The organism is Croceicoccus sediminis (assembly GCF_007570835.1).
In the GTDB taxonomy this organism is placed as follows: domain Bacteria; phylum Pseudomonadota; class Alphaproteobacteria; order Sphingomonadales; family Sphingomonadaceae; genus Croceicoccus; species Croceicoccus sediminis.
In genome coordinates this window covers 381,342-406,049 of sequence record NZ_SUNC01000003.1, presented here as the reverse complement: position 1 = coordinate 406,049, position 24,708 = coordinate 381,342, and the positions used below count along the sequence as shown (strand labels likewise).

At 63.8% G+C, this 24,708-nt stretch carries 25 protein-coding genes, 1 tRNA gene and 1 other RNA gene; 14 read left to right on the top strand and 13 right to left on the bottom strand.

All coding sequences use genetic code 11. The annotated features are described in order from the left end of the window. Window position 1: 1 nt before the first annotated feature. Complete coding sequence (locus FAX90_RS12555; RefSeq protein ID WP_205700686.1) at window positions 2–283, bottom strand: hypothetical protein; 282 nt, start codon at window positions 281–283, stop codon at window positions 2–4. A 24-nt stretch (window positions 284–307) separates the two neighbouring features. On the opposite strand from FAX90_RS12555, the gene FAX90_RS12550 reads away from it, so the two are divergent. The 4 genes from FAX90_RS12550 to clpX all read left to right on the top strand — a co-directional run bounded on the left by FAX90_RS12550 (window position 308) and on the right by clpX (window position 4,427). After that, window positions 308–392: transfer RNA gene (locus FAX90_RS12550), tRNA-Leu, on the top strand. Window positions 393–476: 84 nt separating this feature from the next. Next, a complete protein-coding gene (gene tig, locus FAX90_RS12545; protein ID WP_144097733.1) occupies window positions 477–2,060 on the top strand; it encodes a trigger factor in 1,584 nt (527 codons plus the stop codon). Between the two features lie 235 nt (window positions 2,061–2,295). Then, on the top strand, window positions 2,296–2,967 hold the full coding sequence (gene clpP / locus FAX90_RS12540) for an ATP-dependent Clp endopeptidase proteolytic subunit ClpP (RefSeq protein WP_144097877.1): 672 nt from the start codon (window positions 2,296–2,298) through the stop codon (window positions 2,965–2,967). A gap of 203 nt (window positions 2,968–3,170) precedes the next feature. Continuing rightward, entirely contained in the window at window positions 3,171–4,427 is a 1,257-nt protein-coding gene (clpX, locus tag FAX90_RS12535) for an ATP-dependent Clp protease ATP-binding subunit ClpX (RefSeq protein WP_144097732.1), read from the top strand. Window positions 4,428–4,511: 84 nt separating this feature from the next. Here clpX and FAX90_RS12530 read toward each other — a convergent pair whose 3' ends face one another. The 7 genes from FAX90_RS12530 to FAX90_RS12500 form a co-directional block, all read right to left on the bottom strand. Then, a complete protein-coding gene (locus FAX90_RS12530; RefSeq protein WP_144097731.1) occupies window positions 4,512–5,240 on the bottom strand; it encodes a polysaccharide deacetylase family protein in 729 nt (242 codons plus the stop codon). A gap of 103 nt (window positions 5,241–5,343) precedes the next feature. Then, the gene (locus FAX90_RS12525) at window positions 5,344–6,276 is read right to left on the bottom strand and encodes a cation diffusion facilitator family transporter (RefSeq protein ID WP_144097730.1); all 933 of its coding nucleotides are present in this window, start codon (window positions 6,274–6,276) and stop codon (window positions 5,344–5,346) included. A 4-nt stretch (window positions 6,277–6,280) separates the two neighbouring features. Further along, window positions 6,281–6,976, bottom strand: coding sequence for a monofunctional biosynthetic peptidoglycan transglycosylase (gene mtgA, locus FAX90_RS12520; protein WP_144097729.1), 696 nt, complete (start codon window positions 6,974–6,976; stop codon window positions 6,281–6,283). Window positions 6,977–7,045: 69 nt separating this feature from the next. Next, window positions 7,046–8,308: a cation:proton antiporter gene (locus FAX90_RS12515; protein ID WP_144097728.1), complete on the bottom strand. Its 1,263-nt coding sequence runs from the start codon at window positions 8,306–8,308 to the stop codon at window positions 7,046–7,048. 43 nt (window positions 8,309–8,351) lie between these two features. Next, window positions 8,352–8,822, bottom strand: coding sequence for a hypothetical protein (locus FAX90_RS12510; protein WP_144097727.1), 471 nt, complete (start codon window positions 8,820–8,822; stop codon window positions 8,352–8,354). A 12-nt stretch (window positions 8,823–8,834) separates the two neighbouring features. Beyond that, entirely contained in the window at window positions 8,835–9,716 is an 882-nt protein-coding gene (gene rpoH, locus FAX90_RS12505; protein ID WP_420810981.1) for an RNA polymerase sigma factor RpoH, read from the bottom strand. Between the two features lie 145 nt (window positions 9,717–9,861). Further along, the gene (locus FAX90_RS12500; RefSeq protein WP_144097725.1) at window positions 9,862–10,815 is read right to left on the bottom strand and encodes an RluA family pseudouridine synthase; all 954 of its coding nucleotides are present in this window, start codon (window positions 10,813–10,815) and stop codon (window positions 9,862–9,864) included. A gap of 17 nt (window positions 10,816–10,832) precedes the next feature. Between FAX90_RS12500 and FAX90_RS12495 the strand changes: the two genes are divergently transcribed. Continuing rightward, entirely contained in the window at window positions 10,833–11,213 is a 381-nt protein-coding gene (locus FAX90_RS12495) for a M67 family metallopeptidase (protein ID WP_144097724.1), read from the top strand. A gap of 51 nt (window positions 11,214–11,264) precedes the next feature. Here the strand turns inward: FAX90_RS12495 and FAX90_RS12490 are convergent, their stop codons facing one another. Together FAX90_RS12490 and FAX90_RS12485 are read right to left on the bottom strand one after the other, a co-directional pair. After that, window positions 11,265–12,062 (bottom strand): BON domain-containing protein, encoded by a 798-nt coding sequence (locus tag FAX90_RS12490; protein ID WP_205700685.1) that lies wholly within the window; start codon window positions 12,060–12,062, stop codon window positions 11,265–11,267. Between the two features lie 238 nt (window positions 12,063–12,300). After that, window positions 12,301–12,711, bottom strand: coding sequence for a hypothetical protein (locus FAX90_RS12485; RefSeq protein ID WP_144097723.1), 411 nt, complete (start codon window positions 12,709–12,711; stop codon window positions 12,301–12,303). 203 nt (window positions 12,712–12,914) lie between these two features. Between FAX90_RS12485 and FAX90_RS12480 the strand changes: the two genes are divergently transcribed. The 3 genes from FAX90_RS12480 (at window position 12,915) to rnpB (ending at window position 14,723) form a co-directional block, all read left to right on the top strand. Continuing rightward, complete coding sequence (locus tag FAX90_RS12480) at window positions 12,915–13,553, top strand: histidine phosphotransferase family protein (protein WP_144097722.1); 639 nt, start codon at window positions 12,915–12,917, stop codon at window positions 13,551–13,553. Next, the gene (locus tag FAX90_RS12475) at window positions 13,546–14,274 is read left to right on the top strand and encodes an N-acetylmuramoyl-L-alanine amidase (protein WP_144097721.1); all 729 of its coding nucleotides are present in this window, start codon (window positions 13,546–13,548) and stop codon (window positions 14,272–14,274) included. Before FAX90_RS12480 ends, FAX90_RS12475 begins: the two co-directional genes overlap by 8 nt. Window positions 14,275–14,283: 9 nt before the next feature. Then, an RNA gene (gene rnpB / locus FAX90_RS12470) (RNase P RNA component class A) lies at window positions 14,284–14,723 on the top strand. Window positions 14,724–14,739: 16 nt separating this feature from the next. Here the strand turns inward: rnpB and FAX90_RS12465 are convergent. Together FAX90_RS12465 and FAX90_RS12460 are read right to left on the bottom strand one after the other, a co-directional pair. After that, a complete protein-coding gene (locus FAX90_RS12465; protein WP_144097720.1) occupies window positions 14,740–16,050 on the bottom strand; it encodes a UDP-glucose dehydrogenase family protein in 1,311 nt (436 codons plus the stop codon). 87 nt (window positions 16,051–16,137) lie between these two features. Further along, window positions 16,138–16,926 carry a metallophosphoesterase family protein gene (locus FAX90_RS12460; protein WP_420810976.1) on the bottom strand — a complete coding sequence of 263 codons (789 nt, stop codon included), beginning with the start codon at window positions 16,924–16,926 and terminating at the stop codon, window positions 16,138–16,140. 290 nt (window positions 16,927–17,216) lie between these two features. Here FAX90_RS12460 and FAX90_RS12455 point away from each other — a divergent pair, with 290 nt between their 5' ends. Further along, a complete protein-coding gene (locus tag FAX90_RS12455; RefSeq protein WP_144097719.1) occupies window positions 17,217–17,951 on the top strand; it encodes a TorF family putative porin in 735 nt (244 codons plus the stop codon). A 128-nt stretch (window positions 17,952–18,079) separates the two neighbouring features. Beyond that, window positions 18,080–18,514, top strand: coding sequence for a VOC family protein (locus tag FAX90_RS12450; RefSeq protein ID WP_144097718.1), 435 nt, complete (start codon window positions 18,080–18,082; stop codon window positions 18,512–18,514). Window positions 18,515–18,590: 76 nt separating this feature from the next. Here FAX90_RS12450 and nhaA read toward each other — a convergent pair whose 3' ends face one another. Then, the gene (gene nhaA, locus FAX90_RS12445) at window positions 18,591–19,805 is read right to left on the bottom strand and encodes a Na+/H+ antiporter NhaA (protein WP_240704893.1); all 1,215 of its coding nucleotides are present in this window, start codon (window positions 19,803–19,805) and stop codon (window positions 18,591–18,593) included. A gap of 178 nt (window positions 19,806–19,983) precedes the next feature. On the opposite strand from nhaA, the gene FAX90_RS12440 reads away from it, so the two are divergent. The 4 genes from FAX90_RS12440 to FAX90_RS12425 all read left to right on the top strand — a co-directional run bounded on the left by FAX90_RS12440 (window position 19,984) and on the right by FAX90_RS12425 (window position 24,322). After that, entirely contained in the window at window positions 19,984–21,423 is a 1,440-nt protein-coding gene (locus FAX90_RS12440; protein WP_144097717.1) for a glycosyl transferase family protein, read from the top strand. Next, complete coding sequence (locus FAX90_RS12435) at window positions 21,420–22,523, top strand: hypothetical protein (protein WP_144097716.1); 1,104 nt, start codon at window positions 21,420–21,422, stop codon at window positions 22,521–22,523. The genes FAX90_RS12440 and FAX90_RS12435 overlap by 4 nt, the downstream gene beginning before the upstream one ends. A 102-nt stretch (window positions 22,524–22,625) precedes the next feature. Next, window positions 22,626–23,543, top strand: a complete 918-nt coding sequence (locus FAX90_RS12430) for a sulfite exporter TauE/SafE family protein (RefSeq protein WP_144097715.1) — start codon at window positions 22,626–22,628, stop codon at window positions 23,541–23,543. Beyond that, on the top strand, window positions 23,540–24,322 hold the full coding sequence (locus tag FAX90_RS12425; protein WP_420810975.1) for a TIGR02186 family protein: 783 nt from the start codon (window positions 23,540–23,542) through the stop codon (window positions 24,320–24,322). Before FAX90_RS12430 ends, FAX90_RS12425 begins: the two co-directional genes overlap by 4 nt. Window positions 24,323–24,708: the final 386 nt, after the last annotated feature.

Sequence of the window (24,708 nt, the reverse complement as noted above, 5' to 3'; positions counted from 1 at the left end):
GTTAATCGAGTGGAGGCGGCGTTTCAATCGGGTTGCCGCCGGGGTCGGCGATGTCCGGCGCCGGTTCGGTCACTTCGCCGGGGCCCGGCGTCGGATCGATCTGCGGCTGTTCGTCGGGGGTGATCACCGGCGGCGTCTCTGGCGGCGCTACGGGTTCGATCGTGTCGGGCTTGGGATCTGGATTGCTGGCCATGGCGATAAAACGCACGGAAGGGCCGCAGTATCCCGTGGCGCTTGCGCTTTGCGTGGGGCTTCGATAGAGGCGCGCGAGCCGATTTTTCATGCCGCTTGGCAGGTGAAGGTCGCCGCGGGCGTGGCGGAACTGGTAGACGCGCCAGATTTAGGTTCTGGTATCGCAAGATGTGGGGGTTCGAGTCCCTTCGCCCGCACCAGACCGAAACGGCGGTAGACCGGGGCCAGTCACGTGGCAGATCCGACTACGCCAGACGAGAGAGATACCCCTAGAAGGGATACCAATGCAGATTTCCGAAACCAAGAACGACGGCCTGGCCCGTGCCTACGCCGTAACCATTCCCGCTTCCGAGATCGATTCGCGCGTCAACGACGAGATCAAGCGTATCGCACCCCAGGTCCGCATGCCGGGCTTCCGTCCGGGCAAGGTGCCTGCGAATCTCGTGAAGAAGATGCACGGCGAGGCGATCCACGCCGATGCGCTGCAGAAGGCCGTCCGCGAAAGCGTCGACAAGGTCATGACCGAAAACAAGCTGCGTCCCGCGATGCAGCCGTCGGTCACGCTGGGCGAAAGCTACGAGCAGGGCAAGGACGCCGAAGTCACTGTCGAACTCGAAGTCCTTCCCGAGATCGAGGCTCCCGAGCTTGACGGTCTGAAGCTTGAAAAGCTGGTCGTGCCCGTCACCGACGCACAGGTCGACGAGGCGCTGGAAAAGCTGGCCGAGCAGCAGAAGTCCTTCAAGAAGGCCGCCAAGACCAAGAAGGCCGCCGAGGGCGACCAGCTGATCATCGATTTCGTCGGTAAGCTCGACGGCGTCGAATTCGACGGCGGCAAGGCCGAAGACGCGGCGCTGGAAATCGGTTCGGGCCGTTTCATCCCGGGCTTCGAAGAACAGCTCGTCGGCGCGAAGACCGGTGACGAAAAGACCATCACCGTGACCTTCCCCGAAGACTATCCGGCCGAAAACCTCAAGGGCAAGGAAGCGACCTTCGACATCACCGTCAAGGAAGTGAAGGTCCCGTCCGAAACCAAGATCGACGAGGAATTCGCGACCAACCTCGGTCTCGACAGCCTCGACAAGCTGAAAGAGCTTCTGAAGGGCCAGTTGGAGCAGGAGACCGCCGGTCTTACCCGCACCCAGATGAAGCGCTCGCTGCTCGACACGCTGGCCGCCGGTCACGATTTCGCCGTTCCGCCGACGATGGTGGACGCCGAATTCCAGCAGATCTGGGCCCAGCTTGAGCAGGAAGCCGCTCGCGAGGAAGATCCCGAAGCCGCGATGAAGGAAATCGAGGCCGAGAAGGACGACTACAAGCGCATTGCAGAGCGTCGCGTGCGCCTTGGCTTGCTGCTTTCGGAAATCGGCCAGAAGAATGGCGTCGAAGTATCGCAGCAGGAAATGCAGATGCTGATGATGCAGGCTGCCCAGCAGTATCGTCCGGAAGACCGTGAACGGTTCATGGAATACGTCCAGAACGAACCGATGGCTGCCGCCCAGCTGCGCGCTCCGCTTTACGAGGACAAGGTCGTCGACTTCCTGTTCGACAAGGCCGACGTCACCGAACGCGAAGTGACCAAGGACGAGCTGCAGGCCGCGATCGAGGCCGAAGAAGGCGCCGAAGCGGAAGCCAAGCCCGCCAAGAAGAAGCCCGCCGCCAAGAAGAAGGCAGCCGCCAAGAAGGCCGACGCCGAAGGCGACAAGGCCGCGGACGAAAAGCCCGCTGCCAAGAAGGCCCCGGCGAAGAAGGCACCGGCCAAGAAGGCTGCGGCCAAGGACGAGGGCGACAAGAAAGCCCCCGCCAAGAAGGCACCGGCCAAGAAGGCCGCCGCGAAGAAGGCTCCCGCCAAGAAGGCGAAGGCCGACTAAGCGCTGCGCCATTGGCGACAGGATCAAAGGGCCGGGGAAGGTACATGCCTTCTCCGGCCCTTTCCTTTTGCGGCCCGCTCCGGTGCGGCAGCAGGTGGCCCTGAAGTCAGGGAATAAACGATCGCCGTGGCCGGTAACGTGCTGCCCTGATACGACTTATCCCGACAGGGACGAATCCCCTTGAACATACCGGGCCTAGTGGCGACATAGGGCGGGCAACATCATGAGGACCTCCATGCTCGACCTGTTTGGCACCCGCTCCGAATCCGCCCAGGGTAAATTCGATATCGATCCCGCAACCGGTGCCCTCGTGCCCGTCGTCGTCGAGCAGACGAGCCGCGGCGAACGCAGCTTCGACATCTTCTCGCGCCTGCTGCGCGAACGCATTGTGTTCGTGACCGGCCAGGTGGAGGACACCATGGCCTCGCTCATCGTGGCGCAGCTGCTGTTTCTCGAATCGGAAGACAGCACCAAGGACATCTCGATGTACATCAACTCGCCGGGCGGTGTCGTCACGGCGGGCATGGCGATCCATGACACCATGCAGTACATCAAGCCGCGCGTTTCCACCGTGTGCATCGGCCAGGCCGCATCGATGGGCAGCTTCCTGCTCGCCGCGGGCGAACCGGGCATGCGCATCGCGCTTCCCAATGCCCGCATCATGATCCACCAGCCTTCGGGCGGTGCGCGCGGCATGGCATCGGACATCGAGATTCAGGCCCGCGAAATCCTTCGCATCCGCCGCCGGATGAACGACCTTTATGTCAAGTACACCGGCAAGGATCTCGAAACGATCGAGAAGGCGATGGACCGCGACACCTTCCTTGAAGCCGACGAGGCCAAGGAATTCGGGCTGGTCGACAAGGTCTTCGTGAGCCGGACCGACGCCGAAAGCGGCGAAGGCTGACCAGGCTTAACCTCACGGTTCAGGCGCGCGGCGCCACCTGTCCCGAATGGGGGCAGGGGCGCGGCCTCGTATGATTAACCGCTTCGACAGGGCGTTGCAGTTATGCACCTTGTGTCGGAGCACTTTTGCGTAATGGTTGATTCTCGACCATGCGCGCGTAAATTCGATAATGTCGTCCGAGTCCGGACGCTTCAGGATGGAATATGACCAAAGTCAGTGGAACTGACAGCAAGAGCACTCTCTATTGCAGCTTCTGCGGCAAGTCGCAGCACGAGGTGCGTAAGCTGATCGCGGGGCCGACCGTCTTCATCTGTGATGAATGCGTCGAGCTTTGCAACGACATCATCCGCGAGGAAACGAAGGCCGGTATCGCCGGTAAGAAGGATGGCGGCGTGCCGCCTCCGTCGGAAATCTTCGCGACCTTGAACGATTACGTCATCGGCCAGGACCGCGCGAAACGCGTGCTCTCGGTGGCTGTGCATAACCACTACAAGCGGTTGAAGCACGCGGGCAAATCGAACGACGTCGAATTGGCGAAGTCGAACATCCTGCTGGTCGGCCCGACTGGTTCGGGCAAGACGCTGCTGGCCCAGACGCTGGCACGCACGTTCGATGTTCCGTTCACGATGGCCGACGCCACCACGCTGACCGAGGCCGGTTACGTTGGTGAAGACGTCGAGAACATCATCCTGAAACTGCTGCAGTCCAGCGACTACAACGTCGAGAAGGCGCAGCACGGGATCGTCTACATCGACGAGATCGACAAGATCACCCGCAAGGCCGAAAACCCCTCGATCACGCGCGACGTGTCGGGCGAGGGTGTGCAGCAGGCCCTGCTGAAGCTGATGGAAGGCACCACCGCCTCCGTCCCGCCGCAGGGTGGGCGCAAGCATCCGCAGCAGGAATTCCTGCAGGTGGACACGACGAACATCCTGTTCATCTGCGGCGGCGCTTTCGCGGGTCTCGAAAAGCTGATCTCGGATCGTCTTCAGAAGCGTTCGATCGGTTTCGGCGCCCATGTCGCCGATCCGGAAAAGCGCCAGATCGGCGAACTGCTTTCGAAGGCGGAACCCGAAGACCTGCTGAAATTCGGCCTGATCCCCGAATTCGTCGGCCGTCTGCCGGTCATCGCCACGCTGGAAGACCTCGACGTCGCGGCGCTGGTGAAGATCCTGAGCGAGCCGAAGAACGCGCTGGTCAAGCAGTACCAGAAGCTGTTCGAGCTTGAGGACGTTGTCCTGACCTTCACCGACGACGCACTTGAGGCGGTTGCCAAGAAGGCGATCAAGCGCAAGACCGGCGCACGCGGCCTTCGCTCGATCGTCGAGGCGATCCTGCTCGACACGATGTTCGACCTGCCGACGCTGGAAGGCGTATCGGAAGTCGTCGTCGACAAGGACGTGGTCGAGGGCCGCAAGGAACCCGTTCAGGTCCACAAGGGCAAGGAAGCCGCGGCCTGACCGGCTGACCAAAGCTTCGCGTAAAAACACGAACGGCGCGTCCCATCGGGGCGCGCCGTTTGCGTTTGGGCGGCAATGGCGGTGTTACTTGCCCTTGGCTTCCAGAAGTTCGCTGACCGTCACGACCTTCAGCCCCTTTTCGGCCAGGCCGTCGAGGATCAGCGGCAAGGCCGCGCGGCTGTTGTCGTCACCTGCATCGAGCGCGTGAAGCATGATGATCGAGCCCGGCCCCGACTGCGCGACGATGGCGTTGGCGAGCGCTTCGGGCGGTGCCTCCCGCTTTCCGTTGTCGGACACGTTCCACATGACCAGCTTGTAGTCGGCCGAATGCAGTTCCCACAAAAGCCCGACCGAACGAATGCCGTATGGCGGGCGGAACAGGTTCGGATTTTCGACGCCCGCATCGCGCAGCAGCTTGTCCGTCTGCATTATTTCCGCCTGGTGGAACGACTGCGTCCGGTCCTCCATCACCTGGTTCGAATAGCCGAGGTTGCCCACCTCATGCCCCGCGGCAAGCAGTCGCTTTGTCGCGGGGATGGCGTTCGCCACCTTTTGGCCCGACAGGAAGAAGGTTGCCTTGGCATCGCGGCTTGCCAGAACGGGCAGGACTTCGTTGACCGTGCCCTCGTCAGGCCCGTCCGAAAACGTCAGCGCGACGACATTGCGCGTGGTCTGCACGCTGCACACGGAATCGAAAATGGCGTTGAAACAACGCAGCGATGCCAGGTTCACGAATATCGTCAAAAGGCATGCGATAATGCCTATGACGACCCCCACGCGCAGCGCGATATTCTTGATACGGTCGCTTTTCATATCCCCCCTTGTTCCGGGAAAAGCCTGCCGGAACGGGGATTAACTTACGTTAGAGCCTGACCCGCCGCAAGACGATGGCAGCATTTGTCATGACCTTGCCCCGTCAAACGACGTGATCGTGGTGCAGGGCGCAGGCCTCGGCATTGGTTTCGAGCTGGATCGTCGCGTGTTCGATGCCGAACTTGTCGTGCAGGCGTTCGGCCACTTCGTGCAGGAACACGTCGCCCGGATGACCGGCAGGCATGACGAGATGCGCGGTCAGTGCGGTCTCGGTCGTGCTCATCGGCCAGATGTGGAGATCGTGCACACTGCTGACACCCGGCAGTCCGGCGAGGTCTTCGCGCACCGAAGCCTCGTCGATGCCGTCGGGAACGGCGTGGAGGCCCATTTTTACGCTGTCCTTCAAGAGGCCCCAGGTGCCCACAGCAATAATCGCCACGATGACGAGCGATGTGACGGGATCGATCCATGCCATCCCCGTGAGCCAGATCAGCAGGCCCGCGACGACCACGCCCGCCGAAACCGCGGCATCGGCCACCATGTGCAGATAGGCCCCGCGAATGTTGAGATCGCCCTTGCGCCCGCGCATGAACATCAGCGCGGTGACGGTGTTGATGACGATGCCGATGGCGGCAACGATCATGATCGGGCCGGGTTCGACCGGTGCGGGATCGAACAGGCGGCGCAGGGTTTCGACCGTGATCGCGCCCAGTGCGACCAGAAGCAGCGCGGCATTGGCCATCGCGGCGAGGATCGAGCTGGATTTCAGGCCATACGTGAACCGGGCCGAAGGGGGCCGCTTGGCCAGCGCGCTCGCCCCCCAGGCGATCAGCAGCGAGAGGACGTCCGAAAGGTTATGCCCTGCATCGGCGACGAGCGCCATCGAGCCATAGATGAAGCCTGCCAGCGCCTCGATGACGACGAAGCCGGTGTTGAGCGCGACGCCGATCGCGAAGGCCTTGCCGAAATCGGCGGGGGCATGATCGTGCCCGTGCGAATGCCCATGTGCATGCGAATGATGATGCCCTGCGCCCATGGAGTTACTCGTAGACGCAGGAATCGAGGCCGTCACGTGCCACGACGCCGATACGCGCGCGAATCGTATTGCCGTGGCGGGCCAGCCAGCCCGAAGGGTTCTTGACCGAACGCTTCTTCGGCAGCGGCAGGGCGGCAGCCATGCGCGCGGCTTCGGTCGTGCTCAACCGGTCGGCGGAATGGTTGAAATAGCGCATTGACCCTGCCTCGACCCCGTAAGTCCCGATGCCGGTTTCCGCGACGTTGAGATAGACTTCCATGATCCGCCGCTTGCCCCAAAGGTTCTCGATCAGGAACGTGAACCAGGCTTCCAGCCCTTTGCGGAAATAGCCGCCGTCCTGCCACAGGAAGGTGTTCTTGGCGGTCTGCTGGCTGATCGTGGAGCCGCCACGGATACGTCCGCCCTGCGCGTTCTGCTGCATGGCTTTCTCGATCGCCTCGCGGTCGAATCCGGAATGCTCGCAGAACTTGCCGTCCTCTGCCGCGATGACGGCGCGAACCATGTCGCGATCGATGTCGGACAGCGGTTCCCAGTCCTTGGTGATGCCGTTTTCGTCCATCAGCATCGTCGCCGTGACCGGCACCGGAACGATCCGATAGAGCAGGACCCAAAGCACGCTGAGCAGGACGAGCGCGAGGGCGAGCTTGAACAGAAAGATGAAGATGCGCGCGCCAAGCCCGCGCGACTTTGCCTTGGCCATGCGCGGGCTAATAGCCAATCGGCGTGCCGGTGCATAGCGGGCCGAGAGGCCGAATGTCGCGGCGTTCGGTCATGCTGTCCGTTCGGCCTTTTCGTCGGTGCGGGTCGCTGCGTTGACCACGGTTCCGGCGCTGAACCCGTGGACCAGTGTCGACAGCAGGATGGTAAAGGCGATCGCGGCCCACAGGTCTCCTTCGTTCACGAACTGCAAGGTTCCGGCGGCATAGGCGAGGTAGTAGATCGAACCGATTCCGCGAACGCCGTAAAACGCCACGACGCCCCGATGTTTGAGCGACATGTTCGTGCCGATCAGCGACAGCATCCCGAAGGCAGGGCGGATCACGAATATCAGCGCGATCCCGATCAGTGCGTGCTGCCAAGACAGATAGGGCAGCAGCACCGGCAAGGCGCCGCCGAACAGCACCAGCAGGATTGCCGTGACGGCGTGTTCCAGCGCCTCGGAAAAGGCGTGAAGGCGGGCGTGGTACTCGTGCTCCACCTCAACCCGGCGCAGGGTCAGGCCCATGATGAAGGCCGCGATGAAGCCGTATCCTTCGATCAGTTCGGTCGCGCCGTAGGTGAACAGCAGGCCCGCCAGCGCGATGACCCCGCTGCCCGAATCGGACAGGGGATTGCTTCTCGGCAGGCTGAAGATGACCTTGCCAAGGATCCACCCTGCCGCGATGCCCGCAAGGACGCCGACCGCGATCTTGTAAACGAAATAGAGCGAGAACCATTCCCAGCCCCATTCGGCGAGGTTGAGGCCGAGCGTACCGGCGAACAGGGCCAGATAGACGAACGGAAAGGCCAGACCGTCGTTGAGGCCGGCCTCTGTCGTCAGGGCATAGCGGATCGGGTGTTCGCCGCCTTCGCCCGGCGGGCCGACCTGGACATCGGCGGCAAGGACCGGATCGGTGGGGGCAAGGACTGCGGCCAGCAGGATCGCACCCGCCGCGGTCAGCCCCAGCGCATAGCCGAGCACGCAGACCGCCGCGATGCACAGCGGCATGGCGATGACGAGCAGCCTTATCGTCGGTGTCCAAAGTCCTTTGCCGACGATCCGGTCAAGCCGCATCCCCGTTCCGAACAAGGCGGCGATGACGGCGAATTCGGACGAATATTCCCAAAAGCCCGTCCGCTCCATCGGAGAGAAGACTTCCGGCACGCCCGGCAGGATGCCGAAGACGGCCAGCCCGCCAAGGATCAGCAGACCCGAGGACGAAGGCTCTCGGTCCCGCATGAAGCGCGGAATCCAGAACGCGATGATGATGACCAATCCGCAGCCGACCAGAAGCACGTGATACGCGGAAATGCCGAAGAACGATTCATCCATAAGGCGATTTACCGGTGAAATCCGCGCTGGTTCCCGGCGACGGTCAGGGCGTGGGCGGAGGAGGAGGCAGCGGCGGGGCGGGTGGAGGCTCGTTCCGTGATGCACCGTCCGGGCGCGGAGCGGTGTCGAGGCCGGGCAGTTCGGCGACGAAACCGGCTTCGCGGTGCCATCCTGCACCGCCGCAAGTGATAGCATCGCGCGCGATCGGGATGCCCCATGGGCCCAGCACGGTCAGCGTCGTGCGCGTATCGCGAAACGCGGGCCAGGTCGTGCTGCCTGCATCGCAGCTTCCCGGATCGATCCGCCAGTCGTGGACGATGAAGGCCTGTGCCATCAGGCCGAACCACGCCCGTTCGACCGGGTTGTCATGCATCAGCCAGAAGGTCTGTACCGCTTCTTCGCGGTATCCCTCCGGCGCCTCTGACGGCAGATCGTCGAAATCGAACAGGCGGGGCCAGAATGCGGATACGAAAAGGGCGGCGGCGATAATCCACCGCCGCCGCCCGATTTTCATGTCGCGCAAAAGTCAGGCGCTCGCAGGCATCAGCCTTTCGCCGACGATGCGCTGCATCGCCTTTTGCACCTTTTCGAAGGCGCGAACCTCGATCTGGCGAATGCGTTCGCGGCTGACGTCGTAAACCTGGCTGAGCTCTTCCAGAGTCTGCGGGTTCTCGCTGAGCCGGCGTTCGGCCAGAATGTGCTTTTCGCGGTCGTTCAGGACATCCATCGCTTCGACCAGCATGTCGTGACGGACCTGCTTTTCCTCGGCATCGGCGACGGTTTCGTCCTGCAGCGGGCGATCGTCGGTCAGCCAGTCCTGCCACTGGCCCGAACCTTCCTCGTCCGAGCGCATGGAGACATTCAGCGAGGCATCGCCGCCCATGAGCATGCGGCGGTTCATGTTGACCACCTCCTGCTCTGGCACGCCGAGATCGGTCGCGATCTTGGTAACGTCGTCGGGGTGCAGGTCCGTGTCCTCGAAAGCCTCGAGGTTCTTCTTCATGCGGCGCAAGTTGAAGAACAGCTTCTTCTGGGCCGCGGTGGTGCCCATCTTTACCAGGGACCACGAGCGCAGGATATATTCCTGGATCGAGGCCTTGATCCACCACATCGCGTAAGTCGCGAGGCGGAAGCCGCGATCAGGCTCGAACTTCTTCACGCCCTGCATCAGGCCGACATTGCCTTCGGAAATGAGGTCGGACACGGGGAGGCCGTAGCCGCGATAGCCCATCGCGATCTTGGCGACGAGGCGCAGGTGGCTCGTCACGAGCTGGGCCGCGGCCTCGGGGTCCTCGTGTTCCTGATAGCGCTTGGCGAGCATGTATTCCTGCTCGGGCTTAAGCACCGGGAATTTCTTGATCTCGGACAGGTAGCGGTTGAGGCTCTGCTCTCCGCCGAGTGCCGGGATAGTGCTCTTGGTTGTCGTGCTCACTTCTCTTACCGAACCTTTCTATCGTCGACCTACGGTTTGCCGACCCCTGCTGGGCATCCGCATGTGCAGGTCACGTACTTTCTTTATAGACCCGTTTACGTTCGAAGTGTCGATCATTCTCTCAATCTCTAAAACCGAGAGCGTCGATCAGTTCCCGCATGTCATGCGGAATCTCGCTGGAAAAATGCAATCGATCGCCAGTGACGGGATGGATGAAGCCGAGAACGGCCGCATGAAGGGCCTGGCGGGTGAACGAAAGCCGCTGAAGCAGCGGTCTGAGGCGCGAATCGGGTCGTCCATAGACAGGGTCCCCTAATAGCGCATGACCAATTGACGCCATGTGAACGCGGATCTGGTGGGTTCTGCCCGTTTCCAGCCTGCATTCGGCCAGCGCGGAACCGTCGAGTCGCGACAGCGTGGAATAGTGCGTGACGGCATGTTTGCCGCGGCTGGAATCATCGTCCAGCACGGCCATCTTCTTGCGGTCGCGGTCGCTGCGTCCGATCATGCCGGCAATCGTGCCCGAAGAGGGCATGGGATGCCCTTTCACCACGGCCTTGTAGGCCCGTTCCAGCGAGTGTTCGGCAAATTGCCGCGCCAGCCCTTCGTGCGCCGCATCGCTCTTCGCGACGACCAGCAGGCCCGAGGTATCCTTGTCGATGCGGTGCACGATGCCGGGGCGGGCGACACCGCCGATGCCCGAGAGTCGCCCCGCGCAGTGGTGCAGCAGGGCGTTTACCAGCGTCCCGTCGGGATTACCGGCGGCGGGGTGCACGACCATGCCCGCCGGCTTGTCGATGACGATCAGGTCGTCGTCCTCGTGAACGACGTTCAGGGGAATGTCCTGCGGCACCGCCTCTGCCGGGGCGGCTTCGGGCACTTCGATGGCAAAAAGGGTTCCGGCGGCAGGCTTCATCGAAGTGCTTTTCGCAGGCACGCCGCCGATGGTTACACGCCCTTCGCCGATCAGCGCCTTTACCCGTTCGCGCGAAAGGTCGGTCAGGTCGGCCAGCGCCTTGTCGAGCCGCTGCCCACCGCCTTCGATAACGCCGCGAATGACATTGCCGTCCCCCATGGCTAGCTAGATGGGTGATGGACATCGAAGTGGCAAGCGAGGTGATCGACCTTATTCTGGCCCAAGCAGCCAGCGCGCACCCGCATGAATGCTGCGGCATCTTGCTGGGCCATGACGGCTGCGTCGAACGAGCCTTGCCCGCCACGAACGTCCATCCCGATCCCTCCCGCCATTTCGAGATCGATCCCGCCGCCCTGATCGGCGCGCACAAGGCGGCGCGAGCGGGCGGGGCGCAAGTGGTGGGCTATTACCATTCGCACCCCACGGGCCTGGCCGAGCCGTCGGCTACAGACTGCGCGATGGCCGCGGGTGACGGTCGGATCTGGGCGATCGCGGCGGATGGGCGCGTAAGCTGGTGGCGGGACAGGCCCGATGGCTTTGCCGCGCTTTGCCCATAAGAAAAGAGGCCCCGGACGGGACCTCTTCTCGTTCAATAATTTCGAGCCTTCTTACGAGGTCGTCTCCTGTCGCGGAGTCGTTTCGTAAGTGGTCCGGCTGGATACGCGCAGGTTGTTCTGCACGTGGTTTACACCGGTCACATAGTCTGCACGGTCTTCTGCACGGCGCTTGGCGCCCTTGTTCTGGACCGTACCGTCAAGCGTAACCTCGCGATCCTTGACCGTCACGGTGATGTCGCTTGCATCGACGTAGCGGTCTTCGGTCAGATGGTCGCAGACGTCTTCCAGAATACGCTCGTCAGAGCGGCTGTACCCCTGCGGGCCTACGCCCCGGTGATCCATTTCGCGGCGGCGGGCCGCATCGTCGTCGCCGAACCAGCTTGCGATCTCGTCACCGGCCTTTTCGAAGAATCCGCGATCGTTGCCATAACCGTGTTCACGATAGTCGCGGCCATAACCGGAGCCGGCGGCGGCACCCGGATAGCCCATGGTCGAGCCGTAGGCGTAATAGGGATCGGTGGAATAGGCGTAGTCGCGTCCGCCATAGCTTTCGCCGGTAAAGCGGCCATATTCCGATCCGCGGTTGCGATACCTGTCACCGGTGTAGCCGACGGTCTGGTCGTCGAATGCGCGGCTCTCACCACGGTAGTCGTCACGGCTGCGCTGGCGGCTCATTTCCGGGCTGCGGCGTTCATCGCGGTAGTCGAAATCGCCATACTGTCCGCGCGAATTTTCGCGTTCGTACGTGGCGGTTTCGCCTGCCTGGCTCATCGAGCGTTCGTCGAACTGCTCTGCCTGACGGGTTTCGTATTCGTTGTATTGCGGGCGACGTTCATAACGTTGTGCCATGATTGGTTCTCCTCGAAAGCTGCCTTTCGAAACTTCGTGAGATGCAGCAGACAGCGTGTGCCGCATCCTGTTTGCCCCCTGCGGGGCGGTTACATCCAATCAACGGACGGACTGGCGATACGGTCCCCGTCCGGGCGCGTCGCAGCGTCGGTTCGTCGCGTTGCAAACGCGGCGCAACTATCTGATATAAATTGGAAACTTTCGGTTCGGCGCAAGCAGGGCACCGCTTGCCGAACGCTCAGTCCAAAAGCTGCTTCATCATGGCCCCGGCGGAACATTGTTCCTCGGCGGCCTCGTACCGCTGGAACAGGTCCCACGCCGATTGTTCATCGACGTTCATCCGCGCGAAGAAGGCGTAATAATCCTTGTCCGCCTGCGCAAAGTCGGAAAGGTAGGCAATGTGCGCGCGCTTCAGGTTCACGGGCATCTGCACGCGCTTGGCATAGCATCCGGCAAAGCCGTAATCGCGCCCGCGCAGGATCGGCAGGCCGGTATCCTTCTTCATGCCGATGATGAAGGCCTGCGCCACTTCGCGTTGTTCCGGGGTCAGGTTCATCCGGTCCAGCCGCTCGCCCTCGGCCTGTTCGGTATCGCCGCATCCCGACAGCAGGAATGCCGCCGTGGCGGCCAGTGTTGTCGCAAGGCGCATGGAAAACCCCTTTCCCGAACGAATTACCACCCGTTATTTGCGATACTGGAACCTGTATGGTTATGGCCGTGTAAAAGCCTTTCCTTACCCGGCTTTCCTAGCCTGCAAGGCGGCGCTATGGAAGGTCGCCAGATGATGATGACAACGATACGATCCGCCGCGTCGCACGTGCAGGGCCCAACCGTTGCCGGAGGGATCGGGCGATGAGCGATCCGGTCCAGCTGGCCAACCTGATGTGTTCGCGCCTTTGCCACGATCTGCTGTCGCCCGTGGGCGGCATGTCGAACGGGATCGAGCTGCTGGCCGACGAAACCGATCCGGCGATGCGCGAACAGTGTATCGACCTTCTGGCCCAAGGTGCGCGGCGCACCGCGACGAAGCTGCGGTTCTTCCGCCTGGCCTTCGGTGCCGCAGGCGGTTTCGATGCCCAGCTTCCCATCACGGACCTTACCGAACTGGTCGACGCGCTGGCCGCCGAAGGCCGCGACATCGAGGTGCAATGGACGATCGGCGTCGAAGGGCTGCCCAAGGCGGCGGTGAAGGTCCTGCTCAATTTCGCGTTGCTGGCGATCGAATCGCTGCCGCGTGGCGGCACGGTGACCATCGCGGTCGAGGACAGTGGCACCGCGCATGAAATCGCCATCCGCTCCGAAGGCATGAGGATCGCCTTCGATGCGGAAGTCGGCAAGGCGCTGGACGGGGACGTGGCCATGGATGAACTGAACGCGCATACCGCGCCCGCCGAACTGGTTCGGCTGGTCGCGGCCGATTGCGGCGGCGGGGTGCAGCACGCGAAAAGCGACAATGCCCTCGTCCTCGGCGCGATATTGCCCCATGCCTGATCGGCGGCGTTTCCGCCCGCGCGTCGACGTCGACTGGGCCTGTCCTTCGCCCAATTTCGATGAACGGTCCCTGCCGATCTCGATGGTCGTGCTGCACTATACCGACATGCCCGACGTGCGCGAAGCCATTGACAAGATGTGCAACCCCGACAGCAAGGTCAGCGCGCATTACTGCATCACGCGCGACGGCAAGGTCGTGCAGATGGTCGAGGAAGAGAAACGCGCCTGGCACGCGGGCCGGTCCTACTGGCGCGGGCATACCGACGTGAATTCGGCCAGCATCGGCATCGAACTCGACAATCCGGGCCACACCCACGGGTATCAGGATTTTCCCGAAGAACAGATGCAGGTGCTCCTGCGGCTCCTCAACGATATCGTGAAGCGGCACGACATCCCGCGCGCCAACGTCGTCGGCCATTCCGACGTCGCGCCCCAGCGCAAGGACGATCCGGGCGAGAAGTTCGATTGGGAAAGGCTGGCCGAACTTCGGCTGGCGCTGGCCCGTCCGGAAAAGCTGGAACTGGGCGATCCGTTCGACAACGACGGTTCGTTCTACCTGGCGCTCGAACGCTTCGGATACGACATCGCCGACGGGAAAGCGGCGGTGAAGGCGTTCCAGCGCCGCTTCCGCCCCGTACGCATCGATGGCGAGGTCGACGGCGAAGTTCGCGCGATCCTTTTCGGATTGCTCTTGGAACGCGACCGCGGGCTCGCTAGATAGCACATCGCACCGGGGGGCCGGGCAGCCGCGTCATCCTCCCACGGGGGTGCCGAGGAAAGTCCGGGCTCCACGAAACAAGGGTGGCGGGTAACGCCCGCCGGGCGGTCTTCGGACCGTCAAGGGACAGTGCCACAGAGAGCAAACCGCCGATGGCCTTTCGGGGCACAGGCAAGGGTGAAAGGGTGCGGTAAAAGCGCACCGGGCGACCGGCAACGGAAGCCGCATGGCAAACCCCACCCGGAGCAAGGCCGAATAGGGACGGCGCGCCCGACCTGGAACCTTAGGGTGATGGGTGCAGGGCAGGGGTGTTTCGCCCCGTGATCGTCCGGGTTGGCTGCTGGAGCCCTGCGGCAACGCAGGGCCAAGAGGAATGGCTGCCGGCGGGGATACGGTGCCGTAATGGCATACCGTCCACGTCACAGAACCCGGCTTACAGGCCCCTCGGTGCGATTATCCCCTTCAGGTTCAGCCGCGGCCCACGCCGATATAGGTAAAGCCCTTTTCGGCCATGTCCGCAGGGTCATAGACATTGCGCAGGTCCACCATCAGCGGAGTGCTCGCGATCGACTTCACCCGGTCGAGGTCGAGCGCGCGGAAAGCGTCCCATTCGGTCACGATGACGATGGCATCTGCCCCGTCGATCGCCTCGTAGGAATTGGCCTTCATCTCGACCCACGGCATCAGCGGCTTGGCCAGCTCCATGCCTTCGGGGTCATAGGCCGTCACCACCGCACCGGCATCGTCCAGCGCCTGCGCCACCGCGATGGCGGGCGAATCGCGCATGTCGTCGGTGTTCGGCTTGAACGTCAGGCCCAGCATGGCGACTTTCTTGCCGCGTGCTTCGGCCGATCCGCCCAGCGCCTCGATCACCTTGCGGCCCATCGCGCGCTTGCGGGCCTCGTTCACTTTCACCACCGCCTCGACGATGCGGACCGGGCTGTCGAAGTCCTCCGCCGTCTTCAGCAAGGCCAGCGTATCCTTGGGGAAGCACGAACCGCCATAGCCGGGCCCTGCGTGCAGGAACTTAGCGCCGATGCGGTTGTCGAGCCCGATGCCGCGCGCCACGTCCTGAACGTTGGCACCGACTTTTTCGCAAAGGTCGGCCATCTCGTTGATGAAAGTGATCTTGGTGGCAAGGAACGCGTTGCCGGCATACTTGATCAGCTCGCTGGTCCGGCGGCCGGTGAACAGGATCGGCGCGCGGTTCAGGAACAGCGGGCGATAGACCTCGCTCATCACGTCGCAGCCGAAATCGTCCTCGGCGCCGATAACGATGCGGTCGGGGCGCTTGAAATCGCCGATGGCCGCGCCTTCGCGCAAAAATTCGGGATTGGAAACCACCGCGAACCTGTGCGGCGTGCCGCTTTCCGCCAGGATGCGCTCGACTTCGTCGCCGGTGCCGACGGGGACGGTCGACTTGGTGACGATCACTGCAGGGCCGGACAGTTTCTCTGCGATCTCCCGCGCGACCTGGTGAACGTAGGTCAGGTCGGCATGGCCGTCGCCGCGGCGGCTGGGAGTGCCGACGGCGATGAAGATCGCCTGCGCGCCTTCGATGGCGGAGCCGAGATCGTTGGAGAACGACAGCCTGCCACCACGCACGTTGGTCGTGACGAGATCGGCAAGGCCGGGCTCGTAGATCGGCATCACGCCTTTTTCGAGCGCTTCGATCTTCTTCGGATCATTGTCGACGCATACGACGTCGTGACCGAAATCGGCGAAACACGCGCCGGACACGAGGCCGACATAGCCAGAGCCCACCATCGCGATTTTCATGCAATTCCCTCCTTAAAGGATTTCTGTGGCCGCCAGGATGCTGCGACACGGTTTGTTTGCGCCCGGTGGCGGCCGATTAGATCAGGTTTACGACGCTTCCATGACCCACCGCTCACTCCCCTGCAAGCCAAGGGCGGTCAATCGTCCCGTGCGGAAGGCGCCGGTGTCGATGCCGATGCGGTTGGGCCAGCCGCCGACGCGGCGGATCTCGACCTCGTCGCGGATGGTGTGGCCGTGGACGACGCAGACGTCCATTGCTTCGTCGTGGCTTAGGAAAGGTTCGCGGATCCAGCGAAGCGCCGACGGCGACTGGTCGTCGACCGGACTGGCCGGGTCGATGCCCGCGTGGGCAAAGACGTAGTCGCCTTCGACGATGATGTCCTCTGCCGATTCCAGCCATTCGATCACGTCGGCTGGCACGATACGTTCGATCTGCTTCATGACGTCCGCGTGGGACAACGTGCGATATTCCTCGGGCGTCAGTCCGAAGCTCATCACCGTTTCCCTGCCGCCAAAGCGCAGGAACTGGCGCAGCGCGGCTTCATCGTGGAGCGAGCGGAGGAACATTTCCTCGTGATTGCCGGTCAAAACGCGAACCGCGCGTTTTTGCTGCCAATCGCGCGCGGCGGCGATCACGCCTGCGCTGTCCGGCCCGCGATCGACCAGATCGCCAAGCAGGATCACGAGCGTATCGGCATCGCGGCGTTCACGGTCGTCGGTCTCGATTCGCGCGATCATCTGTTCGAAAAGGTCGAGGCGGCCGTGAATATCGCCGATCGCATAAATGCGGCGACCTTCGGGAAGCGATGGCCCACGCGCATCGGCGCCGCGATGCGAACGCTTCTTTCCAAGCAGGTTGCCAATCGTTTTCAACACTTGATGCAAATCACTTCCAGGGCCGGGAGAACTGCCATTTATGGCTTCGAGGGCCCTATCTCAAGATTCCGCCCCCGGATCATGTCGCGGTGGTTGCGGTGCGGCAACGCCACCGTTGCAGAAAATCAACACAAATTCATTTGAATTCGCGCGATGCGCAGATTGGACTTGTGCAGTGCAGCAGACCCAAGCATTTTTATTACGCACCTGCACATGGGCACGCAACTTACGATGTCCGGGCAGGAGTATTTCAAGGGGAGAGGGTCCTTGGAAACAATGAGGGATATTTTATGACCGTTTCTTTCCGCAGCATCTTCGCTGCCACCGTTCTTGCTGGTACCGCACTGACCGCCGCTCCGGCGATGGCCCAGGACGAGAGCGACCTTTCCGTTTCGGCCAACGTTGCACTCGTCAGCGACTACCGCTTCCGCGGCGTCTCGCTCTCGGGCGGCGACTTCGCCATCCAGGGCGGCGTCGACGTCGCTCACTCGAGCGGCTTCTATGTCGGCACCTGGGCTTCGTCGCTTGACGAAACCGGTTCGGTCTACGGCAGCACCGAGCTCGACATCTACGGCGGTTGGAGCGGCGCGCTCAACGAATCGCTTTCGGTCGACGTCGGCATGCTCGTTTACCTGTACCCCGATGCAGACGGCGACTTCGGCTGCAATTGCGACTACTGGGAACCCTACGCCTCGGTGACCGGCGCTGTCGGCCCGGCCGAAGTGACCGTCGGTGTCGCTTACGCCTGGGAACAGTCGTCGCTCGGTGACGAAGACAACCTGTACCTCTACGGCGACGTCGGCTTCGGCATCCCCGAAACCCCGGTCTCGTTCGTCGCTCACCTCGGCTACACCGACGGCATCCTGGCCACCCAGGGCGACGGCACCAGCTTCGACTGGTCGCTCGGCGCTTCGGTTGGCGTGATGGGCGTCGATCTCGGCCTGTCCTACGTCGACACGCAGGGCCCGAGCATCAAGCACCTCACCGACGATGCAATCGTCGCGAGCCTCTCGGCAAGCTTCTGATTTCACGCGTTCGGCGCACGCGCGCCGGACGGCCTGATTTCGCAGGGCGGTCCGCACTCTTTACAGGGTGCGGGCCGTTTTGCGTTTTGGCGCTTGTGCCGCGCAAAGCTGCGCCTACCTTGCAGGGCATGACCAAGTATCTGCACACGATGATCCGGGTGACAGACCCGGATGCCACGATCGCCTTCTTCAAGCTCATCGGGCTGGAAGAAACCCGCCGCATGGAAAGCGAGAAGGGGCGCTTCACGCTCATCTTCCTCGCCCCGCCGGGACAGGAAGACGCCGAGGTCGAGCTGACCTATAACTGGCCGCCCGAAGACGGCAGCGCGCCTGAACAGTACGATGGCGGGCGGAATTTCGGGCACCTGGCCTACCGGGTCGACGATATCTACGCGACGTGCCAGGCGATCATGGATGCGGGGCATACCGTCCACCGCCCGCCGCGCGATGGTCACATGGCTTTCGTGAAGACTCCCGACGGCATCTCGGTCGAACTGCTGCAAGATGGCCATCTGCCACCGCAGGAGCCGTGGGCCAGCATGGAGAACACCGGCAGCTGGTAAGCTCCGGCAGTCACGGAACAGAAAAAGGGCGCGCGTTCGAGTGGAACGCGCGCCCTTTCTTTTTACGGTTTTGCGATCAGGCGGCGGCGGGCGCTGCCTCGTCTTCGTCGGGCTTGCCCTTGGCAAAGCGCAGGACCGCAAAGCCCAGCAAGGCCGAGATCAGCGAGCCGAGCAGAACGCCGATCTTCGCTTCCTCGATCAGGACCGGATAGCCCGGGAAGGCGAGCGCGCCGATGAACAGGCTCATCGTGAAGCCGATGCCGCACAGGATCGCGACGCCCCAGATCTGGGTCCATGTCGCGCCCGAAGGCTTGGGTGCCAGCTTCAGTTTGTTGGCGCCTGCGATGGCGGCGAAGATTCCCACCTGCTTGCCGATGACGAGACCTCCCGCAATCGCCAGCGGCAGCGGATCGAAGATCGCGGAAAGGCCGATGCCGGCAAGCGCGACGCCCGCATTGGCAAAACCGAACAGCGGAACCACCAGATAGGCGTTCCACGGCAGCAGCGCGTGTTCGAACCGCAGCAGCAGGCTGTCGCCATGGCTGTCGAGGCGCATCGGAATGGTGAAGGCGGCCAGCACGCCCGCAATGGTCGCGTGGACGCCCGAATTGAGCACGGTGAACCACAACAGCAGCGACAGCAGGGCATAGGCCCACCAGCGGTCGACGCGGAAGCGGTTGAGGCCGATCATCACCGCCAGCACGCCCAGCGACACGATCAGCCACATGAGTTTCAGGTTGGCGGTATAGAACAGCGCGATGATCGTGACCGCGCCCAGATCGTCGACAATGGCGACGGTCAGCAGGAACAGCCGCAGCGAGGCCGGGACGCGGCTGCCCAGAAGGCCCATGACGCCCATTGCAAAGGCGATGTCGGTCGCCGCCGGAATGGCCCAGCCGCGGTGCAGTTCGGGTGCGTTCTCGCCCATCACGATGGCCATGAAGACCAGCGCCGGTGCGGCCATGCCCGCGATTGCGGCGATGACCGGCAGTCGGCGGGCCTGCGGATCGGACAGCGCGCCGTCGACGACCTCTCGCTTGATTTCAAGCCCGACGACGAAGAAGAAGATCGCCATCAATCCGTCGTTGATCCACAAGTGCAGGGTGTTGAGCTTGGGGATCGGGGTCCACGGCAGGGTATTATGGAACAGGTCGTGATATTCGTGCGCAAGGCCCGAATTCGCGACGATCATCGCCAGGATGGCGACAAAGATGAGGATGATGCCCGAGGCCGCTTCGTTGTCAAAAAACGCCTTCAAGGTCATGTGAACGGATTTTGCCGCGGTCTTCATGCCCCTGCCTCCACGCTGGCCGGAAGGGCGGGAACGGTTACGCGGGTGGGGATAAAGTTCGCCTCGGTCATATCGGCTCCCTTTTCCCCAATTCGCGAGCGGTTGCAAGCCGTCCAGCCGCCCCTTATGGCCTTAACTCACGCATCGAGGGGATCACGATGCGCATAACGGGGGTCAAATGGGGGTCGCAGCCCAGGGACTGGTAGTCCCGCTCTTCACATTGCTGGAAGGCGTGCGCCTTGAACTCCTGCTGTTTGCGGGGTTCTGGTTCCTGCTCGGCGCGCTCGATGAACTGCTGGTCGACCTGGCGTGGTTCTGGCTGCTCCTGACGGGGCGGGCGCGATCTCCGCGCCTCGAAAGACCTGCGACAGAGGAATTGAGCGCGCCGATCGCGCTGTTCGTCCCTGCCTGGCGGGAGGCGAAAGTCATCGGCCCGATGATTCGCGCCACCCTGGCGCGCTGGCCGCATGCGGACCTGCGGGTCTATGCCGGGTGTTATATCAACGATCCCGAAACCCGCGCCGCGATGGAAGCAGGCGGTGCCGGCGATCCGCGCCTGACGATCGTCGTCAACGAAGTGCCGGGGCCGACCACCAAGGGCCAGTGCCTTAACCGCCTATATCGCCAGATGCGGGAGGACGAGGTGCGCAGCGGTATTCGCTTCCGCGCGGTCCTGCTCCACGATGCCGAAGACCTCGTCCATCCCGACGCGTTGACCCTGATCGATCGCGCGCTGGCCGATGCCGATTTCGTGCAAGTGCCGGTGCGGCCCGAACTGCAGGACGATTCCCCGTGGATCGGCAACCACTATGCCGACGAATTCACCGACGCCCACGCACGCGAGATGGTCGTGCGCGACCGGCTGGGCGCGGCGCTTCCGGCGGCGGGCGTGGGATGTGCATTCGGGCGCGATGCGCTTGAACACGTGGCCCAGCGGCGCAGCGGCGACCGGCAGGGCAGCCCCTTCGACCCGGCCGCCATGACCGAGGATTACGAGCTTGGCATGCTGATCGGGCGGCGCGAAAACTGGCCGGGATGCAAGGGCGGCCGCTTCCTGCGCGTGCGGGCCAGCGACGGATCGCTGGTGGCGACGCGGGCCTACTTCCCCGGCACGCTGGATACCTCGGTGCGCCAGAAAGCGCGCTGGGTCCATGGCATCGCTTTCGACGGCTGGGACCAGCTGGGGTGGAGCGCGCGCCCGGTAGAACTGTGGATGCGCCTTCGCGACCGGCGCGGGCCGCTGGTCGCGCTGGTTTTGGCGGCGGCCTACCTGCTGGTCCTTTTGACGGGCGTCCTGTGGCTGGCCGACGTGATGGGCTGGTATCCGGCGGGCCGCTTGCCGGTACTGGTCTACTGGGTGCTGATCGTGACGACGGCAACTTTTGCCTGGCGGGCCGTGGTCCGGGCCGTGGTGGTCGGGCGCGAATATGGCTGGGGAGAGGCGATCCCCGCGATCCTGCGCATCCCGGTCGGCAATGTCATCGCCATCATCGCCACCCGCGTCGCACTTGTCCGCTATGTAAAGGCGCTGCGCGGTGAACCGGCCCGCTGGGACAAGACCGAACATGACCGGCACCCCGAGATCGAGCCGCAGACGATAAGGCGCCGCGCCGCATGAGCAGGACGCCCAGACGGGGCAAGCCGCTGATCGCCTTGGCGGGGATCATGGTGTGCTGGGTCGCGGCACGGGCATTCGGCCCGGTCGACGCCTTGCTTGAAACGCCGCTGCCTCTGCCGCCGACCGTCGCGGGGCGGGTTCTGCCCGATCCCGTTGCCGTGCAGGCCTTGCCCGACCCGGTTCGAGATACCCCTCAGCCTGCTTTCGTGAGCGATATCCCGAAGGCAGCCGAACCGCGCCCGGAGCTGGCAGCCACGCGGCTGCCGCCTCCGCCGCCCCTGCTGCGCGTGGCTGATCGCCCTGTGCAGTCAGTGAGCAGGCCCTACCCACCGCCTTCACGCCCGCAGCCTGCCCCGCAGCGCGCGCCCGCGGCATCGCCCGCCTCGGTGCCCTTTGGCGCGGTTCCTGCCGAAGTGCGAGCGGCGCGGCGTTGGTCCGCCGATGCCTGGGTGCTCTGGCGTGAGAAGGCGTCGTCGGGCGCGGCGCTGGTCGGGTCGGGGACTTATGGCGCAAGCCAGGCCGGCGCGGTCCTGCGTTATCGCCTTTCCCCCGGCAGCAGCTTCGACCCGCGCGCCTATCTGCGCGTCACCACCGTTCTTGACGGCGATCCCGAGCACGAGGCCGCCGCCGGTCTTGCCGTGAGGCCCTTGCGCTCCCTTCCCGTCGATCTCTTGGTTGAAGGCAGGGTGCTTCGCCACGAAGGCGATGCGCGCCTGCGGCCCAGCGAAACCCGCGTGCGGCCCGCCGCGATGGCGGTGATCGGTCCGCCGCCGATTCCCCTGCCTCTGAACACGCGGGCGGAAGCCTATGCGCAAGTCGGCTATGTCGGGGGCAAGGGCGATACGCCCTTTGCCGACGGTCAGCTTCGCATCGTCACCGAAGGCGCGCAGCTGGACCGTTTTCGTATCGAGGCGGGCGTGGGCGCATGGGGCGGGGCGCAGAAAGGCGTCGAGCGGATGGACATCGGCCCGACGGTTGCGGCGCGGTTTCCGCTGGGCGGCGGGCTGTTCGCGCGGGCGGGGCTGGACTGGCGGCAGCGCGTTGCAGGGCGCGCCGAACCGGACTCGGGCCCGGTCCTGACGCTTTCAGCGGGGTTCTGACCGCATTTTTCATGACTGAGCGGGGCAGAACCGCCGACGAAGGGCAGACAGGGCCGTAACTTTCTTGCATTACGCTGTGATCAGCCTAACCGCCGGGAAGTCATGGACGTCTACCTTCCCATCGCCAACTTATCGGTCAACGGCCTCATCATCGTCCTCCTGGGCGGGGTGACAGGGCTGTTGTCAGGCATGTTCGGCGTCGGCGGCGGGTTCCTGACGACGCCGCTGCTGATCTTCTACGGCATACCGCCCACGGTAGCCGCCGCATCGGCCGCGACGCAGGTGACGGGGGCCAGCGTTTCTGGCGCGATCTATCAGCACAAGCGCGGCGGCATCGATTTCCAGATCGGCGCGGTCATGGTCGGTGGCGGTATCATCGGCACCGGCATCGGCGCGCTGCTGTTCAATCTGCTCACCGCACTGGGCCAGATCGACGTGGCGATCAGCATCCTCTACGTTGTCGTCCTGGGCAGTGTCGGCGTCATCATGGCGCGCGAGGCGATCCCCGAACTGTTCGGCGGCCGCCTGGCGAAGCTGGGCAAGACCCCGGTGAAGCGCCGCCACCATCCGCTCGTCGCGAACCTGCCGCTGCGCTGGCGGTTCTATCGCTCGGGCCTCTACATTTCGCCGCTCGCGCCGTTGCTGCTGGGCATGGCGGTGGGAATGCTGACGATGCTGATGGGCATCGGTGGCGGCTTCCTGCTGGTTCCCGCCATGCTCTATGTTCTGGGGATGAGCGCGAACGTCGTTGTCGGCACTTCGCTGTTCCAGATCCTGTTCACCACCATCGCGACGACGATGATGCACGCGCTGACGACCAATGCGGTCGATGTCGTGCTGGCCGCGCTGCTGTTGCTCGGCTCGGTGTCGGGCGCGCAGATCGGGGCGCGGTTCGCATCGGACGTGCGGCCCGAACTGCTGCGCTTCATCCTTGCCATGCTGGTCCTCATGATCGCGATCCGCATGGCGGTGGGCCTGACCTACCGGCCCGAGGAAATCTTCACGGTGGTCCCGCTGTGACGGGCAGGGGCCGCCTCGTCCTGCGTATCGCGGCCCTGCTGGGCATTTTCGCCTGTACCACCGCCCAGCGCGACCCGATCCTCGTACCCGAAGTATCGCAGCACGAAGTCGTCGTCCGGCAGGGCTTTACCGGCGCGGACCTGCTGCTTTACGGCGCGGTACTGCAACCCGACGGCACGCGGGCGAGCAAGGATGCCAGCTACGACATCATCGTCGTGCTCAAGGGGCCGAGCCAGCCGATCACCTTGCGCGAAAAGCGGCGCAGGCTGGGCATGTGGATCAATGCCGACAGCGCCTCTTTCCGCTCGGCCCCCTCGTTCTACGCGCTCGCATCCTCGCGACCGCTCGACGACATCACGGACGAAAAGACCCGCGCAATCTACGAACTCGGGCTCGACTGGCTGCAGCTGTCGCCCATCGGCGGGATCGACCAGCAGCAGCAGGACCATTTCGCCGCCGGCCTGGTGCAAAAACGCGTGGCGAGCGGACTGTACCGGCAGGACGAAAGCGGCGTCACGATCAGCCAGAACGTGCTCTACCAGGCCCGCATCCCCTTGCCGTCAAGCGTGATTACCGGGAACTACACCGCCGAGACCTTTGCGCTCGACAAGGGGCGCGTCGTCGCCTCGGCCACCAGCGATATCCTCGTTGCCAAGCGTGGTTTCGAACGCTCGGTCGAGGTTTATAGTCAGGACGACCCCGTGATCTACGGGCTGATAGCGGTGATCCTTTCGGTCTCGATGGGCTGGATCGCGGGCCGCCTGTTCGCCAACGGATGATCCGCCTGCCGATTTAGCGCCCTGTTAACCCTGTCGCCCTAGGATGCATGCGCGAAGATAAACTTCGCACGTTTGGCAAATGAGGCGCGCGCATGAACGATATGGGCAGCAGGTTCCCCGGTGGTCACCCCTTTCGCAAGCCGTTCGAACGGGTCGCGCCCGGCGAACGACGCTCGATCACGGATGAAAAGGACGCGGCCGAGCAGGCGCACGCGCCCAGGCCCGTTGGTGAAGCGCGCTTCGCCTCGCCGCCCGACGTTCCGCCGCCCAGCACTGAGCCCCCCGCACCGCCGAGCGGATATGGCGCGGGTGCGCCGCCCGCAGGCTTCGGCGCGGGCGCTCCGCCTTCGGGTTTCGGCGGTAGTCGCCCCGTCGCGCCGCCTGCT

What these genes read in the sequence shown, in the direction of transcription:
- FAX90_RS12555 (WP_205700686.1), bottom strand. Translation starts at nt 283, where the DNA reads ATGAAAAATCGGCTCGCGCGCCTCTATCGAAGCCCCACGCAAAGCGCA.
- tig (WP_144097733.1), top strand. Translation starts at nt 477, where the DNA reads ATGCAGATTTCCGAAACCAAGAACGACGGCCTGGCCCGTGCCTACGCC.
- clpP (WP_144097877.1), top strand. Translation starts at nt 2,296, where the DNA reads ATGCTCGACCTGTTTGGCACCCGCTCCGAATCCGCCCAGGGTAAATTC.
- clpX (WP_144097732.1), top strand. Translation starts at nt 3,171, where the DNA reads ATGACCAAAGTCAGTGGAACTGACAGCAAGAGCACTCTCTATTGCAGC.
- FAX90_RS12530 (WP_144097731.1), bottom strand. Translation starts at nt 5,240, where the DNA reads ATGAAAAGCGACCGTATCAAGAATATCGCGCTGCGCGTGGGGGTCGTC.
- FAX90_RS12525 (WP_144097730.1), bottom strand. Translation starts at nt 6,276, where the DNA reads ATGGGCGCAGGGCATCATCATTCGCATGCACATGGGCATTCGCACGGG.
- mtgA (WP_144097729.1), bottom strand. Translation starts at nt 6,976, where the DNA reads ATGGCCAAGGCAAAGTCGCGCGGGCTTGGCGCGCGCATCTTCATCTTT.
- FAX90_RS12515 (WP_144097728.1), bottom strand. Translation starts at nt 8,308, where the DNA reads ATGGATGAATCGTTCTTCGGCATTTCCGCGTATCACGTGCTTCTGGTC.
- FAX90_RS12510 (WP_144097727.1), bottom strand. Translation starts at nt 8,822, where the DNA reads ATGAAAATCGGGCGGCGGCGGTGGATTATCGCCGCCGCCCTTTTCGTA.
- FAX90_RS12500 (WP_144097725.1), bottom strand. Translation starts at nt 10,815, where the DNA reads ATGGGGGACGGCAATGTCATTCGCGGCGTTATCGAAGGCGGTGGGCAG.
- FAX90_RS12495 (WP_144097724.1), top strand. Translation starts at nt 10,833, where the DNA reads ATGGACATCGAAGTGGCAAGCGAGGTGATCGACCTTATTCTGGCCCAA.
- FAX90_RS12490 (WP_205700685.1), bottom strand. Translation starts at nt 12,062, where the DNA reads ATGGCACAACGTTATGAACGTCGCCCGCAATACAACGAATACGAAACC.
- FAX90_RS12485 (WP_144097723.1), bottom strand. Translation starts at nt 12,711, where the DNA reads ATGCGCCTTGCGACAACACTGGCCGCCACGGCGGCATTCCTGCTGTCG.
- FAX90_RS12480 (WP_144097722.1), top strand. Translation starts at nt 12,915, where the DNA reads ATGAGCGATCCGGTCCAGCTGGCCAACCTGATGTGTTCGCGCCTTTGC.
- FAX90_RS12475 (WP_144097721.1), top strand. Translation starts at nt 13,546, where the DNA reads ATGCCTGATCGGCGGCGTTTCCGCCCGCGCGTCGACGTCGACTGGGCC.
- FAX90_RS12465 (WP_144097720.1), bottom strand. Translation starts at nt 16,050, where the DNA reads ATGAAAATCGCGATGGTGGGCTCTGGCTATGTCGGCCTCGTGTCCGGC.
- FAX90_RS12455 (WP_144097719.1), top strand. Translation starts at nt 17,217, where the DNA reads ATGACCGTTTCTTTCCGCAGCATCTTCGCTGCCACCGTTCTTGCTGGT.
- FAX90_RS12450 (WP_144097718.1), top strand. Translation starts at nt 18,080, where the DNA reads ATGACCAAGTATCTGCACACGATGATCCGGGTGACAGACCCGGATGCC.
- nhaA (WP_240704893.1), bottom strand. Translation starts at nt 19,805, where the DNA reads ATGAAGACCGCGGCAAAATCCGTTCACATGACCTTGAAGGCGTTTTTT.
- FAX90_RS12440 (WP_144097717.1), top strand. Translation starts at nt 19,984, where the DNA reads ATGGGGGTCGCAGCCCAGGGACTGGTAGTCCCGCTCTTCACATTGCTG.
- FAX90_RS12435 (WP_144097716.1), top strand. Translation starts at nt 21,420, where the DNA reads ATGAGCAGGACGCCCAGACGGGGCAAGCCGCTGATCGCCTTGGCGGGG.
- FAX90_RS12430 (WP_144097715.1), top strand. Translation starts at nt 22,626, where the DNA reads ATGGACGTCTACCTTCCCATCGCCAACTTATCGGTCAACGGCCTCATC.